Origin of the sequence: Lentzea sp. NPDC051208, from assembly GCF_040682435.1 — a bacterium.
In the GTDB taxonomy this organism is placed as follows: domain Bacteria; phylum Actinomycetota; class Actinomycetes; order Mycobacteriales; family Pseudonocardiaceae; genus Lentzea; species Lentzea kristufekii.
This window is the reverse complement of record NZ_JBFBAW010000025.1, coordinates 1-13,775: the sequence shown is the minus strand read 5'-3', so window position 1 is coordinate 13,775 and position 13,775 is coordinate 1. Positions and strand designations below refer to the sequence as shown.

At 66.5% G+C, this 13,775-nt stretch carries 17 protein-coding genes, 1 tRNA gene and 2 pseudogenes; 7 read left to right on the top strand and 13 right to left on the bottom strand.

The window, feature by feature from the left end; all coding sequences use genetic code 11:
* Nucleotides 1–60: 60 nt before the first annotated feature.
* Both AB0M48_RS39815 and AB0M48_RS39810 read right to left on the bottom strand, forming a co-directional pair.
* Entirely contained in the window at nt 61–795 is a 735-nt protein-coding gene (locus AB0M48_RS39815) for an SDR family oxidoreductase (protein ID WP_363852684.1), read from the bottom strand.
* A complete protein-coding gene (locus AB0M48_RS39810; protein WP_363852681.1) occupies nt 792–1,610 on the bottom strand; it encodes an NAD(P)-binding domain-containing protein in 819 nt (272 codons plus the stop codon). The genes AB0M48_RS39815 and AB0M48_RS39810 overlap by 4 nt, the downstream gene beginning before the upstream one ends.
* A gap of 83 nt (nt 1,611–1,693) precedes the next feature.
* On the opposite strand from AB0M48_RS39810, the gene AB0M48_RS39805 reads away from it, so the two are divergent.
* A complete protein-coding gene (locus AB0M48_RS39805) occupies nt 1,694–2,047 on the top strand; it encodes a helix-turn-helix domain-containing protein (protein ID WP_363852679.1) in 354 nt (117 codons plus the stop codon).
* Between the two features lie 232 nt (nt 2,048–2,279).
* On the opposite strand, the pseudogene AB0M48_RS39800 reads toward AB0M48_RS39805, so the two are convergent.
* A pseudogene (locus tag AB0M48_RS39800) lies at nt 2,280–2,726 on the bottom strand (hypothetical protein); the annotation flags it as partial.
* 82 nt (nt 2,727–2,808) lie between these two features.
* Nucleotides 2,809–2,889: transfer RNA gene (locus AB0M48_RS39795), tRNA-Tyr, on the bottom strand.
* Nucleotides 2,890–3,008: 119 nt separating this feature from the next.
* Here AB0M48_RS39795 and AB0M48_RS39790 point away from each other — a divergent pair.
* Together AB0M48_RS39790 and rfbA are read left to right on the top strand one after the other, a co-directional pair.
* Nucleotides 3,009–3,500, top strand: coding sequence for a YajQ family cyclic di-GMP-binding protein (locus AB0M48_RS39790; protein ID WP_266043553.1), 492 nt, complete (start codon nt 3,009–3,011; stop codon nt 3,498–3,500).
* Entirely contained in the window at nt 3,497–4,369 is an 873-nt protein-coding gene (gene rfbA, locus AB0M48_RS39785) for a glucose-1-phosphate thymidylyltransferase RfbA (protein WP_363852676.1), read from the top strand. Before AB0M48_RS39790 ends, rfbA begins: the two co-directional genes overlap by 4 nt.
* On the opposite strand, the gene htpX is transcribed toward rfbA, so the two are convergent.
* From htpX to nuoB, 4 genes are read right to left on the bottom strand one after another with little or no spacing between them, the layout of a single operon-like run.
* Entirely contained in the window at nt 4,366–5,235 is an 870-nt protein-coding gene (gene htpX, locus AB0M48_RS39780; protein WP_363852673.1) for a zinc metalloprotease HtpX, read from the bottom strand. The genes rfbA and htpX overlap by 4 nt on opposite strands.
* 18 nt (nt 5,236–5,253) lie before the next feature.
* Nucleotides 5,254–5,706 (bottom strand): 4Fe-4S binding protein, encoded by a 453-nt coding sequence (locus tag AB0M48_RS39775; protein WP_363852670.1) that lies wholly within the window; start codon nt 5,704–5,706, stop codon nt 5,254–5,256.
* Nucleotides 5,703–6,233 (bottom strand): NADH-quinone oxidoreductase subunit C, encoded by a 531-nt coding sequence (locus AB0M48_RS39770; RefSeq protein ID WP_363852667.1) that lies wholly within the window; start codon nt 6,231–6,233, stop codon nt 5,703–5,705. The genes AB0M48_RS39775 and AB0M48_RS39770 overlap by 4 nt, the downstream gene beginning before the upstream one ends.
* Nucleotides 6,230–6,640, bottom strand: a complete 411-nt coding sequence (gene nuoB / locus AB0M48_RS39765) for an NADH-quinone oxidoreductase subunit NuoB (RefSeq protein ID WP_363852664.1) — start codon at nt 6,638–6,640, stop codon at nt 6,230–6,232. The genes AB0M48_RS39770 and nuoB overlap by 4 nt, the downstream gene beginning before the upstream one ends.
* 224 nt (nt 6,641–6,864) lie before the next feature.
* On the opposite strand from nuoB, the gene AB0M48_RS39760 reads away from it, so the two are divergent.
* Nucleotides 6,865–7,896: a LysR family transcriptional regulator gene (locus tag AB0M48_RS39760; protein WP_363852661.1), complete on the top strand. Its 1,032-nt coding sequence runs from the start codon at nt 6,865–6,867 to the stop codon at nt 7,894–7,896.
* 82 nt (nt 7,897–7,978) lie between these two features.
* On the opposite strand, the gene AB0M48_RS39755 is transcribed toward AB0M48_RS39760, so the two are convergent.
* From AB0M48_RS39755 to AB0M48_RS39745, 3 genes and pseudogenes are all read right to left on the bottom strand, one after another.
* Nucleotides 7,979–8,128: a hypothetical protein gene (locus AB0M48_RS39755; protein WP_157512956.1), complete on the bottom strand. Its 150-nt coding sequence runs from the start codon at nt 8,126–8,128 to the stop codon at nt 7,979–7,981.
* Between the two features lie 148 nt (nt 8,129–8,276).
* A pseudogene (locus AB0M48_RS39750) lies at nt 8,277–8,627 on the bottom strand (transglycosylase SLT domain-containing protein); the annotation flags it as partial.
* A 931-nt stretch (nt 8,628–9,558) separates the two neighbouring features.
* Nucleotides 9,559–9,936 (bottom strand): hypothetical protein, encoded by a 378-nt coding sequence (locus AB0M48_RS39745; protein WP_363852658.1) that lies wholly within the window; start codon nt 9,934–9,936, stop codon nt 9,559–9,561.
* Between the two features lie 115 nt (nt 9,937–10,051).
* Between AB0M48_RS39745 and AB0M48_RS39740 the strand changes: the two genes are divergently transcribed.
* The gene (locus AB0M48_RS39740) at nt 10,052–10,399 is read left to right on the top strand and encodes a GNAT family N-acetyltransferase (protein ID WP_363852907.1); all 348 of its coding nucleotides are present in this window, start codon (nt 10,052–10,054) and stop codon (nt 10,397–10,399) included.
* 80 nt (nt 10,400–10,479) lie between these two features.
* Here AB0M48_RS39740 and AB0M48_RS39735 read toward each other — a convergent pair whose 3' ends face one another.
* A complete protein-coding gene (locus tag AB0M48_RS39735) occupies nt 10,480–10,833 on the bottom strand; it encodes a DUF4279 domain-containing protein (RefSeq protein WP_363852655.1) in 354 nt (117 codons plus the stop codon).
* Nucleotides 10,834–11,597: 764 nt separating this feature from the next.
* Here AB0M48_RS39735 and AB0M48_RS39730 point away from each other — a divergent pair.
* Nucleotides 11,598–11,966: a MerR family transcriptional regulator gene (locus tag AB0M48_RS39730; RefSeq protein WP_363852652.1), complete on the top strand. Its 369-nt coding sequence runs from the start codon at nt 11,598–11,600 to the stop codon at nt 11,964–11,966.
* A 321-nt stretch (nt 11,967–12,287) separates the two neighbouring features.
* Here the strand turns inward: AB0M48_RS39730 and ddaH are convergent, their stop codons facing one another.
* Nucleotides 12,288–13,100: a dimethylargininase gene (ddaH, locus tag AB0M48_RS39725; protein WP_363852904.1), complete on the bottom strand. Its 813-nt coding sequence runs from the start codon at nt 13,098–13,100 to the stop codon at nt 12,288–12,290.
* A 147-nt stretch (nt 13,101–13,247) separates the two neighbouring features.
* On the opposite strand from ddaH, the gene AB0M48_RS39720 reads away from it, so the two are divergent.
* The gene (locus AB0M48_RS39720) at nt 13,248–13,688 is read left to right on the top strand and encodes an Lrp/AsnC family transcriptional regulator (RefSeq protein WP_089915782.1); all 441 of its coding nucleotides are present in this window, start codon (nt 13,248–13,250) and stop codon (nt 13,686–13,688) included.
* The last annotated feature ends 87 nt before the right edge of the window (nt 13,689–13,775 follow it).

Sequence of the window (13,775 nt, the reverse complement as noted above, 5' to 3'; positions counted from 1 at the left end):
CTTCCTGCTTGGTCGACCCGGAGGGCGACGAAGGTGTGACAGGTCGTCCGAAGATTTTTTCTAGGCGCTGATCCCCTGGCCCAGTCCGCCGTCGACGGCGAGTTCGGCACCGGTCGTGAAGGTGGCGTCGAACCCCAGGAAGAGCACCGCGTCCGCGACCTCGTCCATCGTGCCGTGGCGCTTGAGCGGTGTGATGCGGTCGCCCAGCTCCTTGAACTCCTGCAGCACCTCAGGCGGCGCACCGACGACACCCATGGACGGGGTGTCGATGAAGCCGGGACTGACGACGTTGACCCTGATCCCGCGCGGGGCCAGTTCCGCGGCGAACCCCCGCGCGAAGGACCGCACGGCCGCCTTGGCCGCCGCGTACAGGGTCAGCCCCTCCGCGCCCTGCTCCGTGGCGACACTCGTCGTGAAGACGATCGCGCCGCCCTCCTTGATGAGCGGAGCCAGCTGCTGCGCGGTGAAGAACGCACCCTTGGTGTTGATGTCGAACGTGCGGTCGTAGTCGCGCTCGGTGGCGTCGGGGAACGGGGTCAGCGTCGAGTAGCCGACGTTGATGAAGAGCAGGTCGATCTCCTGCAACCGTTCCCGCACTTCGGTTCCGAGCTTGACGATGTCGTCGAGGTTCGCCGCGTCCGACGCGACGGCGTGCGCCTTGATGCCCTCGGCCTTCTCCGTGCTGCGCCCCGTGAGCAGCACCTCGGCGCCACCCTCGATCAGCTTGTCGACCGTCGCCCGGCCCATGCCGTGCGTGCCGCCGGTGACAACGGCCTTCTTCCCCAGGTACTTCACTTCCGGATCTCCTCGATGACACTCGCGATGCTGTGCGCGCCGTGGCCGTTGCGCTGGGCGCGTTCGAACAGGTCGTGCAGGGCCTGCGGGATGGTGGTGTCGAGGCCCTGTTCGCGGTTGGCCTCGGTGAGCATGCGCAGTCCAGCAACGTTGATGTCCAACGCGGACACCTCGGTCTCGTACTGCCTGGTCTGCGTCTCCTCCCCCATCTCGGGCAGGAGGGTGCTCATCTCGTTCAACCAGCTCATGGCCATCGGCGTGAACCGCTGCGGCGCGATGCCCTCGCTGCCCATCAAGGCGACCGCCTGCAGGTAGCCGCCGAACGTGGCCCACATGAGGCCGAGCAGGGCCAGGTCGTAGAGCGCGGCGAGCCCAGCGTCCTCACCGACGTACACCGGCTCGCCGAAGGCCTGCAGCACGTGGTGGTTCTCGCTGCCGCCGAAGAAGATCTTCGCCTGCGGCGTGCCGATCTGCTGCGGCACAGCCATGATCACGCCGTCGACGTACTCGACACCGTTGGTCTTCGCCCACTGCGCGGTGGCACGGGCCTGCTCCGGCGTGCCGGACGTCAGGTTGACGAGCGTCTTGATCTCGTTGGTGAGCAAGGGTTGTTGAACGTCGTACGTGGACAGGCAGGTGACGACGACGTCGCTCTTGAACGCTTCTTCCAGAGTGGCAACACTTCTGGTGTTCGGCACTGTCTTGGGAGTGCGGTTCCACACGGTCACTTCGTAGCCCTGGCCGACCAGGGCCTTCGCCAGCGCGTTGCCCATCCGGCCGAGGCCGAGCACGCTCACGGTTTTCTTGTTCCCCATGCCGTGAATGCTCGTTCCGACACTGGCGGATCGACAAGTACCTACTATTTTGTCAGGTACCCACTTTTTGGTAAGGATCCAGCATGAAGCCACGGCAGTATTCGTGCGGTCTCGACGCGGCGATCGACGTGATCGGTGGCCGGTGGAAGGCGCTGATCCTCTGGGCGCTGCACCACGGCCCCATGCGCACGGGCGAGCTGCGCAGGTCGGTGTCCGGCATCAGCGAGAAGATGCTGATCCAGGTGCTGCGCGAGATGGAGGCCGACGAGATCGTGCACCGCGAGGTGTTCCACGAGGTCCCGCCCCGCGTCGAGTACTCGCTGACACCGCTCGGAGCACGGCTGAACGAGGCGCTGGACGCGCTGGGCAACTGGGGCGAGGAGAACATGCGCGCGATCGCTCGCCGCCGCGGTGTCGAGCCCGCGCCGAGGCATTGACGCAGACGCCGCCGACTAGCGGTCGAGGTACACGACAGTCGCGTCGTCGGAAATCTTCTTGCGCGGCCATTCGACGGCCTTGGCGTCTTCCTTTTCGACCGCGCATTCTGCGGATGAGGTCGTCCGGCCCGTTCGCCGCCATCAGTTCGAGCGCCTGACGCCAATCGAAGAGATTGAACAGGTCGACCGCCCGCGCGGCCCCGTCGGACAGGATCGCGACGCGCCGCACGTCCTGCAACGGCACCTCACCCGTCAACGCGTGCGCCACGTCCGCGACCTTCGCACCGGCCGTGCGCTTCGTCTGCGTGTCAGTGACCACGAGCAACTCGCTCTTGGTGTCGACCACGACCGTGGCGTCCCCGAGCACGAGGTACCGCAGCACGTCGTCCTTCGTCTGCACCATCGCGATCGCCACGCTGGGCGAGTCCGGATGATCGAGGTCGCAGGTGCCGGAGTGCAGCTCAGCGGCCTCTTCGACGGCCTTCGCGAGCGCCACGCCAGGTTCGAGGTGCGCGAACCGCAGGATCTCCCCGGAGAGCTGGTCGGCGAACCAGCCGACACCGTGCTCGCACCCGGTCTCGGGCTTCGCCGTCACCCCGTCGAGCACGGCGAGCAGGTTCGGGCCGACCAACGCCCGGTCCTCGCTCGGCGCCGTCGTTCTGCCGGCTTCCGTCGCCATCTGCGCACGCACTGAGAGCCCCCTCGGTCCGGTACGACGATGGGCCCCTGACCAGTCCGGTCAGAGGCCCATCGGTCTTGCGTGGCGGGTAGAGGATTCGAACCTCTGTAGCTTTCGCGACGGATTTACAGTCCGCTCCCATTGGCCGCTCGGGCAACCCGCCCCACACCGCCGTAACGGTGCGGGCAGAACAATACATAACCCCTTCGGGAGGCCCCAAATCGGGGTCCCCCAGTAGCATCGACGCTGGCTGTGATCCCGAGATCGTTGAGGAGTGAAGTCGTGGCGGACCCGTCGTTCGACGTGGTGAGCAAGGTGGACCGGCAGGAGGTCGACAACGCGCTCAACCAGGCCTCGAAGGAGCTGAGTACCCGCTTCGACTTCCGCGGGACCAACACCACAGTGGCCTGGGCCGGCGAGGAGGCGATCACCTTCACCTCCGAGACCGAGGAGCGCTGCAAGGCGGCGATCGACGTCTTCCAGGAGAAGCTGGTCAAGCGCAACATCTCGATGAAGGCGTTCGAGGTGGGTGAGCCCGCGATCTCCGGAAAGGTGTTCAAGGTCACGGGAAACCTCGTGCAGGGCATCACGTCCGAGAAGGCCAAGGAGATCGCCAAGAAGATCCGCGACGAGGCGCCCAAGGGCGTGCAGGCGCAGATCCAGGGCGACCAGCTGCGGGTGTCCGGCAAGAAGAAGGACCACCTGCAGGACGTCATCGCCCTGCTGAAGAACTCCGACTTCGGCATCGCCCTCCAGTTCACCAACTACCGGTGAAGGGCATCGTCCTCGCCGGTGGCAGTGGGTCGCGCCTGCACCCGATCACGCAGGCCGTCTCCAAGCAGCTGCTGCCGGTGTACGACAAGCCGATGATCTACTACCCGCTGTCGGTGCTGATGCTGGCCGGCATTCGCGAGGTGTTGATCATCTCCACGCCGACCGACTTACCGCTGTTCCGGCGGTTGCTCGGCGACGGGTCGCAGTGGGGCATGGCCTTCTCCTACGCGGAGCAGGCCGCGCCCAACGGGCTCGCGGAGGCGTTCCTCATCGGCGCGGACTTCGTCGGTGACGACGACGTGGCGCTGGTGCTGGGCGACAACATCTTCTACGGCCAGGGCTTCTCCACCACGCTGCAGCACCACGCGTCCTCTTTGGACGGCTGCGTGCTGTTCGGCTACCAGGTGAAAGACCCCGAGCGGTACGGCGTGGGCGAGGTCGACGCGACGGGCAAGCTGTTGTCCATCGAGGAGAAGCCCGCGAAGCCGAAGTCGAACCGGGCGATCACCGGGCTCTACTTCTACGACAACGGTGTGCTCGACATCGCGCGGCAGCTCACGCCGTCGCCGCGGGGTGAGCTGGAGATCACCGACGTCAACCTCGCCTACCTGCGCGAGGGCCGGGCGCAGCTCGTGGACCTGAGCCGCGGGTTCGCGTGGCTCGACACCGGCACGCACGACTCGCTGCTCGAGGCCGGGCAGTTCGTGCAGGTGCTGGAGCACCGGACCGGCGTGCGCATCGCGTGTCCCGAGGAGATCGCGCTGCGCATGGGCTTCATCTCCGCGCAGGAGTGCTACGCGCTCGGCGAGAAGCTCGGCAAGTCCGGGTACGGCGAGTACCTCATGGCCGTGGCGACGGCAGGGCGTTAACCGGCCCTGCGCGCCATCTCCTCGAGCCTGCGGATGCGGTCGGCGATCGGCGGGTGGGTCGAGAACCACTTCGTGAGCTGTTCCCCCGAACGGAACGGGTTCGCGATCATCAAGTGGCTCTGCGACACCACCTGCGGCTCCGGTGCGAGCGGCGCCGCCCGCGTCCCCAGCTCGATCTTGCGCAGCGCTGAGGCCAGGGCCAGCGGGTCGCCGGTGAGCTCCGAGCCCGACTGGTCGGCCTGGAACTCGCGCGAGCGGCTCACGGCCAGGCGCACGACGGTCGCGGCGATCGGGCCGAGCAGCGCGATCAGCAGCAGTCCGAGCGGGCCGGGGCCGTCGTCGTCGGAGTCGCCGCCGCCGAAGATCCCGGCGAACAGGGCCAGGTTGGCGAGCATCGTGATCACGCCGGCCAGTGCTCCGGCCACGCAGCTGATCAGGATGTCGCGGTTGTAGACGTGCGCGAGCTCGTGGCCGATCACGGCGCGCAGCTCGCGTTCGTCGAGCAGGTCGAGGATGCCCGTGGTGCAGCACACAGCGGCGTTGCGCGGGTTGCGGCCCGTGGCGAACGCGTTCGGCGCGATCGTCGGGCTCAGGAAGAGCCTGGGCATGGGCTGGCGCGCCTTCTGCGACAGCTCACGCACGATGGCGTAGAGCACTGGTTGCTCCACTTGCGACACGGGCACCGCCCGCATCGCACGCAGCGCGATCCTGTCCGAGTTGAAGTACGCGTAGGCGTTCACGCCCAAGGCCAACACCAGGCCGATGACCAGTGCCGTCCGGCCGAACAGGCTGCTGACCAGCACGATCAGAGCGCTCATCCCGCCGAGCAACACGGCCGTCTTCAACCCGTTGAAGTGCTTGTGCACGGTTTTCGCCTCCGGGTTTCACGTCCTACCCCTCAACGAACCAGGCCGCCGTCCGGTTCCGGTGGCGGTTTCGGGCGCGGCCTCCGCGGCCGGGTCGAGCGGAGGCGGTGTCGGCACCTTCTCGACCCATGTGGACAGCACGTCCCGTTCGTGGACGAGCTCCGCGACGGCACCCTCGCCGTCGATCGAGCCCGTGCCCGGATAGCCGAACTCCGGCGCCCAGTGCAGGGCGTCGAACGGGCAGACCTCGACGCAGATGCCGCAGTAGAGACACTGGCCGTAGTCGATCGCGAACCGGTCGAGCACGTTGCGGCTGCGCGGGCGGGCGCTGCCGGGCTGCTGCTCGACCTCGGTGTGCGACGTGATGTGGATGCACCAGTCAGGACACTCGCGCGCGCAGATCATGCAGACCGTGCAGTTGGCCTCCAGCAGCGCGATGACGCCCCTCGTGCGCGGTGGAAGGTTCGTCACGACGTGCTCTCCTCTTCACGGCGCGGGCCCCAGGACGGGTCCGGAACGCCAGGTGGTGCGGTGCGGCGGCGGCTCGGGGCGCTCGTGTTGTCCTCGCCGGGCTCCAGCGCGCCCGGCCAGGGGCGTACGACGCGAGAAGCCAGCACGAAGTCCTTGCGCAGCGGGTGGCCCTGGAAGCTGTCCGGGAGCAGCAGGTGTTCAGGCTTGCCGTCGACCGTGACGCCGAACATCTCCGCGGCCTCGCGCTCGTGCCACTGCGCACCCTTCCAGAGGTGCGCCACGCTCGGCAGCGCGTCGGTCTCGGTGATCTCGGTCCGCAGCATCACGCCCTCGCGCGTCTGCGGGTTGATCACGTGCAGGAACACCGCGTGGCGCTGACCCGCGGCACCCGGCCGGCCCGCGTCCTCGACGCCGAGCCAGTCGAACATCACGTAGCCGTCGGCGTGGTGGGCCGTGGCCGTGGCGAGCCAGCCGGCGAGCTCCACGTGGTGGACGGTCTGACCGAAGGCGGTCTTGGGGGTCGTCATGCGTTCACCAGCTTGTGCAGTGCCTTCAGGCCTTCGAGCAGTGCTTCGGGCCGCGGCGGGCAACCGGGAACGGCGACGTGGACCGGCAGGGCCTGGTCGATTCCCTTGGTGACGCTGTAGGAATCCCAGTACGGACCGCCGGTGTTGCTGCAGGCGCCCACGGAGATCACGTAGCGGGGTTCGGGCATGGCCTCGTAACTGCGGAGGACAGCGGGCAACATGACGTCCGTGACCGTGCCGGAGACAACGAGAACGTGCGCCTCGCCCGCGCCGTCGACCGGCGTGACGCCGAGGTCGGGAAGGCGGTCGAGAGCTGCCATCACTTCGACCCCACAGCAGGCGAGTCCGAGTTCGAGCACGGTGACCTGGTAGGTGGTGCCCCATTCCAGGCGAGCGGAAGCCGTCACAACTGGCGAGGGTAATACTTGGGGGCCCGCCGGCTTGCGCCTGGCGGACCCCCACCCCCCAATGATTCCCCCCGGAATCGGCTCCCACGCGTGGTCGCCGCAGATAGTTTTGTACACCGCGAGATTGGTGTCCAGGGATTTGCCGACAGGATCTGCAGATAATTTGTCGGCGAAATGCGGTCAAGTTCAGTTCAACTGATCGACAGAACACAGGAGAGGACCCGATGTCCGGCTCGTCCCAGTTGGTGCTCCCCACCAGCACCTCGCTGCACCGTTTGCTGAACATGCCCGGTGCACTACTGGATACCACGATGGACCAGCTCAGGACCCTCCTCACGGTGCACGAGACCCGTTCGGCCCTACGCGCGGCGCGGGCGTTGGGACGCGAGCAGTCGAGCGTGCAGAAGCAGCTCGACACGTTGAACAGGAACTTCCTGGAACTGTGCGGCGAAGCGCTCGTGGTGAAGCAGGGCCGGGGAAAAGACGTGCTGTTCACGCCGACCGGTGAGTCACTCGTCGAATTGGCGCGGGAGACGCTCGCGGAGTGGCTGGACGGAATTCACGAGTGCCGCCGCAAGCTCGGCACGACCGTCACCGTCGGCACGACGCGATACATGCTCGACACGCTCGCGAAGGCGTGGCACCACGTGGCGGACGAGTTCCAGGAGCGCGACGTGGACCTCAAGGTCGTGCACATCCGCACCAAGGACATCTGGACGAAGCTGGAGACGCAGGAGGTCGACGTCGTCTGCGGCAGCGTCGTGACGCGGGCCGGCCAGGGCTGGGAGCGCCCCGAGTTCGAGGTGATCCAGTGGCGGCGGGGCGGCCTCGCCCTGCTGACGAACCTGCCGGAGACGGTCGTCGGGGACCGCGTGCGCGTGCCCGCGTTGCGGTCGGTGCCGCTGGTCGTGCCGGGCGCCGGGTTGATCGCGGAGTTCCTGCGCGGCTGGTTCGGCCCCGACTACCGGCAGGGGCTCGACATCGCCGCGGAGATCGACGAGATCCAGTACGGCATCTCCCTGCTCCGCTCCAACCTCGTCAAGGGCGCGATGATCGTGACGTCCGGCCTCGGGGTGGTGGCGGCGAACAACGAGCTGCGCGAGGGAAGCGGCCTGCGCGTGGTGCAACTCGTCGACGATTCGCTGGAACGGCTCGTGGGCGTGTTCGCGCGCACCGACGCGCTGGCGAAGCACCCGGCGGACCACCCGCTGAAGCTCCTGTGGGCCGCGTTCGAGCGGGAGGCTCCGCCTCTGTGAGACGCCTGGTGGCTCCGGCCGTGACCCCAGGCGAAAACAGAAGCGCCCCGGTCGTGACCGGGGCGCTTCTGTCGTTTCCTGCCTACTTCTTCGCGGGTGTCATGGCGTCGTGCTCAGGCCTGCGTTGCTCGACGTTCGGACGATGTTGGGCCTTGGCCATCTTGGCCAGCCAACTCGTCGCCTCCGAGCGGATCTTCTCCAGCTCGTCGTCGCGTGCCTGTTGCTCGTTCATCGGCCACTCCCTGCGTTCGGGGATCGCGTTCGATGGGAGCACTACCGGGCGTGTGCCCGCTAGGGCCGCCATGCTTGTGGGTGAACCTGTTTGACAGCATCGTCCGCCGATAGGTTTCCCGCACCCCGACACGGCGTATTCCGCTCCTTTAGTACCCCAGGTACCCGCCGCCGAGGTTCATGGAGACCAGACCTGGGTGGTTGTGGAAGCCGCCATAGCGCGCGTAGGTGTAGCGAACGCCCGCGATGATGTTGTCGACCGGCGCGAGGATGTTGTCGTACCCGGCCAGCTTGTACGCGCGGAACGTCGGGTCGATGCACTGCATCAGGCCCTTGGACGGCGTGCCGCGCAGCGCGTTGGAGTCCCAGTTGTTGACGGCGTTGGGGTTGCCGTTCGACTCCTTCATGATGATCGTGTAGATCTCGTCGACGGAGCCGTTGTCGATGTTGGTGCCGTTGGCCTGCAGGATCTTGATGGCTTCCTTGATCCAGCCCTCGACCTCGCGCTGCTTGGCGGGCTTGCGCATCTCGATCTGACGCTCGGCCTCGGCCTTGGCGGCCGCCTCGCGCTGGGCGTGCGCGTCCGCGGCGACCTTCGTGGCCTGCTGGAACGTCTGCTGCGCGTACATCTGCTGGAACTGCAGGAGACGGCCGACCTGGCTGCCGGGGTTCACGTCGTGAACCGTCTGGATGGTCTTGGCCTGCTGGTCGGGAAGAGCACCCAGCTCGGCCGCACCCGCGGCGAGTTCGGTCGAAGGGCCGCTGGTGGCGGCGTTGGCGATGGCCGCGGTGCCGGCGGCGACACCTGCGGCGACGACGATCGCGCTCACACGGTGGGCAAGCGGAACCTTGTCGTCCTCGACGCGGTGAGCGCCGGGCTTGACTTCTTGTCTGGGCACGACCGTGTACACGGTTCGGCCATCGGCCTTGCTGTGCCGGGCCAAGGGGGAGCCTCCTGCGTCGGGGAGCTTGGCCACCGGGCTGTCTCGGCGGGGGATTCCGAGCCGGACTCAGGACCCTGAGTACTAGGGCTCCTGTGTCCTGCCGGTGACCAAACCGTTATCGGCGGGCGAGAACGTAACCTCGCGTCACGAGCGCAGGCAAGCTTGAGCGCCCGTTCGGTGACTCTCGTCACGTTCCGATGAGCTGGGCTATCCGTTGCTGACAGACAGTCAACTAGCCGCGTGAGTCCTGCGTAAGTTCATCGTGGCCTCCTGACGAACTGGCGGAGCTGTCTGTTAGTTCGTTGCTAGTCCGGCTCTCGTTATTGGGTACGTCCACGACCACGCGATCGAGTGATGCCGTCACGCTTCGTAGTGGGTGTTGGGGTGCGGGGTGCTGACCTGCGGGGACTTGATCGCTGGACAGCGTTTTTCTGGTCTGACGAGGGGTACGGAGAAGCCGCCCGTCCGGTTCACCCGATGTCGTGGGTTAACGGTTGCGCTTCTGCTCGAGCGCCTTGAGAACCCAGTCCGGGCTGTCGCCGGGGCTGTCGTTGAACGCGATCGCGGCTTGGGGCTGACGCCGGTGCACCTCGTTGACGACGACCTGGAAGAGCTCCAGCAGACCGGGTCCCTTGCGGATGCCGCCACCGATCAGGACGCAGTCGTACTTCCTGGATTCGAGCTTCTCGACGAGCTTGGCCTGGGCGCGGCCGTCCAGTTCCGCGTAGTCGATGAGGAAGAGGTCCTCGGCCAGGCCCAGCTCGGCGAACGCCCTGCTGGCCTGCTCGATGCCGGCGGCGACCGGCGCGGGGTCGAAGCCGGGGATTGTGTGGGGGTCGAAGCCGATCGCGAGGATGTTGGGCACTCGTCCGAAGTTACTGCGGCCACCGGATGTTGAGGCTTCGCGCAGGCAGACAACTGAAGCGACAGCCCGCTCGGGCCCGAACAAGTTCGGGGCATGATCGAAGGCCTCACGCTCGCTGACCTGGGAAGACGCCCAGCCGTCAGCCGACCTCCTCAATGCCGTCGAGGCCGTCGACAAGATCGGCGAGAACTACACGGCGGAGGACACCCTCACCGAGCTGATCGACCCTTACGCGGACCTGGAACGAGGCAGCCTCGCGGCCATCGTAACGTTGCCCGGCTATCGGAACCGTGGCGTTGCGAGCGCTCTGCTTGGCCGTGCGCTTCGGGCGGCCTCCGAGCAGGGTTATGACCGCGCGCTGCTCAGCGTGGACTCAGAGAACTCGACTGGGGCGTTCGGCATCTTCGAGCGGGCCGGTTTCACCTCGACGATGCGCTTCGTGCGGTGGGAACTAGAAGGCTGAGGCCGTTCAGGTGCGAGGAAGCCTGACGAGCTAGTACAGGTCGAAGCCAACGTCGAGGTTGAGCTCGCCCAGCCTGCGCATCAGGCCGGACGTGAGAGTGAAGCCGCCTTCGTGTCGTCGCCAGTGAAGACTCCGCAGAAGACGTCGATCTGGGCCCTGTCTCTGAGTGCGTCGATCTCACGCCTGTGCGCGTCGACGAACGTGACCAGTTCTGCGATGTGTTCGTCGAGTGGGTCTGTGCGCTGCGCCCGGCTGCCAAGAGACCAGTAGGCGCTGGTCCGACGAAGGCTGTCGAGGCGCCGTGGACTCACCAGGTCGCCGATGTCATAGCTCCTGGTGGGTTCGCCAAGGGCGGCAACGAGGTCCGGCAGCGCCAGCGACTCGCTGAACACTCTCAGCGACGCCTTGTACTCGTGCTGTTCCTGGCCGGTCACAGCACCCCCCTCACCACCCGACGGACTGATCGAATCAGACCAGGTCAGCACAGCTCCGTCACCCGATCGAGCAAATCTATGGTGATGGGAGTAGACATTGTCCGTCTGGCGTGTGTAGTGTTCTCCTTGTTGGACGAGAGAGAACATGACACGGGAGATGACGAACTACCCGTGAAGCAAGTGCAAGACGGTCAGGCGCGCCTGAGTTCGTAGTTCCAGGGCTTGAGGCTCGCGACCAAGGGAAGTCGGCAGGGCAAGACCGGACGCAGTGCAAGACCCCGGAGCCGACGACCGCGTGATCAGCAAGTGGCAGTTCCGAAGTTGAAGTCGCAAGTGCAAGTAGCAGTTCGAAGTTGAAATCGCAGTTGCAAGTGCAAGACGGTCAGATGTGCCGGAGCCGATCAGTAGAAGGGGTTCTGGCAGGTGACCAGGGGCGGTCGGTGAGGTGAATCCGGCATGTGCAAGAGGTCCGGTGCCGACAGCCACGTGAGAGAAGAAAAGTCAGTACTCAGAGGAGAAGGGAAGGGTTGCACACCATCGGATCGCCCGCCTTCGGCTGAACTCGGCCGGACGGGTACCGCGGTTCCATCAGATTGGAAGGTGGTCTTCGGTTACGCACACGCGATCCCCGCAGCGCCCGCTTGCAGTACGGGGCATGCGGAAAGAGGATGCCGATCTCACGGTCGGCTAGGTGGAAGTGAAACCCAACAACCCTTGGGGCCCCGGTGCTACTGCACCGGGGCCCCTCGTGATGCGGAGGCGCGATGACCCCAGACAGCAATGAGAACGAACCGCAGACAGCAGCGGAGAAGTTCGACGACGAGCACTACCCCGCCTACACGATGGGCCGGGCCGCGGAGTTGCTCGGTACGACGGCGAACTTCCTGCGCAGCCTCGACGAGGCGAATCTCATCGAGCCCCAGCGCTCAGCCGGCGGGCACCGCCGGTACAGCCGCCACCAACTGCGTCTGGCAGCCCGCGTGCGTGCATTGGTCGATCAGGGCACGGGATTGGATGCGGCGTGCCGCATCATCACCCTGGAAGACCAGCTCGAGGAAGCTCAGGCACTCAACGCCAAGCTCACGCCCCCGCCGGCATCCGACGATCCGTATCCGCCGCTGCAAAGCGTGTGAGTCGTTCAAGAGTCGGGACGCGACGCGAGACTGATCTGCGCGCTGGCGAAGGCTGGTTCAGCCTTTACTGAGCGCAGATCAAGCCCGCGGGCCAATCGGCCTCGGCATTCCACGTACTTCGATGCGCTGCACCGACAGGTCGTATCGCTGCAGCGATACGCCGGCCACGGCTTGCAGGACAGCTCCAACGACAAGATCGACGGAACGGCATGCGTCGGTCAGCGACGGAGCCGTCCAGAGCCCGGAACATGAGTCTGCGCTGGTGAAGACCCCATCTAGAGCCTTCGACCAGCGCAGACGAGAACCGCGAAGAGTGACCGATCAGTCCCGGAGTTCCATCGTGCAGCACTTCGGGCCGCCGCCCGACTTGCGCAGCTCCGAGATGTCCACGAACACGGGCTCGAACCCGCGCCGCGCCACCTGCTCGGCGAGATGCGTGGCCTCCACCGGCATGACGACGTGCTTGCCGTCGGACACCGCGTTCAGGCCGAGGCACACGGCGTCGTCGTCGTTGGCGATGACGGCGTCCGGGAAGAGGCGGCGCAGGACCTGCTGGGATCCCGGAGAGAAGGCCTCCGGGTAGTAGGCGACCAGGGGTGACGGGGACTGGTCGTCGAGCATGAACAAGGCCACGTCGAGGTGGTAGAAGCGCGGGTCGACCAACTGCAGGGACACGACCGGGACGCCGAGGACCTCCTGGGCCTCCGAGTGTGCGCCGGGGTCCGTGCGGAAGCCGGTGCCGGCGAGGAGCAGGGAGCCGGTCCAGGTGAAGTCGCCCTCTGCCTCGTTCACGGCGGTGGGCATGACTACGGACTTGTAGCCCGATGACAGGAACCAGCGGCGGAAGTGGTCGGCTTCGGCCGAGCGCTGGGAGGCCCTGAACCTCGAGCCGAGGACTCGGCCGTCGATGACGGTGCCGCTGTTGGCCGAGAAGACCATGTCGGGGAGGCCGGGGACCGGGTCGATCACCTGCACGTCGTGGCCCAGGCGTTCGTAGGTCTCCTTGAGCGCGGTCCACTGCTCCACGGCCAGCGTTGTGCTGGTGGGCTTCGTGGGATCCATCCACGGGTTGATGGCGTACTCCACCGTGAAGTACGTCGGCGGGCACATGAGGTACCGACGGGTCGTCGGCATGCGCGTCGGCGCGAGGGGTGCGGCGATGTCGAGCGTGATCGGCTCGCCGGGCCCGGAGATGGATACGGTCATGGATCGAAATGTAAAGGGCGGTTAGACCATCGATCAACGCCGCGACATTGCGTTAACTAGGGCAGAATGTTGCGTGTGGACAGCATCGACCAGCGAATCATTTCGTGCCTCATGGCCAACGCCCGTTCCAGCTACGCGGAGATCGGGAAGGAGGTGGGTCTGAGTGCTCCCGCGGTGAAGCGGCGGGTCGACAAGCTGCTGGACACGGGGGTGCTGCGGGGGTTCACGGCGGTGGTGGACCCGGAGGCGCTGGGGTGGGGCACCGAGGCCTTCGTCGAGGTGCACTGCAAGGGCAACGTCGCGCCGCACGACATCCAGCACCGGCTGGAGCCGATGGCCGAGGTCAGCGCGGCCTACACGGTGTCCGGGGCCGCGGACGCGATCGTGCACCTGCGGGCCGCGGACATCCACCACCTGGAGACCGCGCTGGAGCGGCTCAGGGCCGTCGAGATCATCGACCGGACCGTGTCGACGGTTGTGCTGTCCCGGCTCCTGGACCGGCCGATCGCGCCCTAGCTTGAGTTTTAACCTGTTCGGCGGGGTCTCGGGTTGGTGGACTTCTTCTTGTTGCCGTGCTGGGGTTTCTGTTTGTTGGTGCTGGTG

Bases quoted from the DNA above. Each gene is read 5' to 3' on its own strand.
- AB0M48_RS39810 (WP_363852681.1), bottom strand. From the start codon at position 1,610: ATGGGGAACAAGAAAACCGTGAGCGTGCTCGGCCTCGGCCGGATGGGC.
- AB0M48_RS39805 (WP_363852679.1), top strand. From the start codon at position 1,694: ATGAAGCCACGGCAGTATTCGTGCGGTCTCGACGCGGCGATCGACGTG.
- AB0M48_RS39770 (WP_363852667.1), bottom strand. From the start codon at position 6,233: ATGACGACCCCCAAGACCGCCTTCGGTCAGACCGTCCACCACGTGGAG.
- AB0M48_RS39760 (WP_363852661.1), top strand. From the start codon at position 6,865: ATGTCCGGCTCGTCCCAGTTGGTGCTCCCCACCAGCACCTCGCTGCAC.
- AB0M48_RS39755 (WP_157512956.1), bottom strand. From the start codon at position 8,128: ATGAACGAGCAACAGGCACGCGACGACGAGCTGGAGAAGATCCGCTCG.
- AB0M48_RS39730 (WP_363852652.1), top strand. From the start codon at position 11,598: ATGACCCCAGACAGCAATGAGAACGAACCGCAGACAGCAGCGGAGAAG.
- ddaH (WP_363852904.1), bottom strand. From the start codon at position 13,100: ATGCCGACGACCCGTCGGTACCTCATGTGCCCGCCGACGTACTTCACG.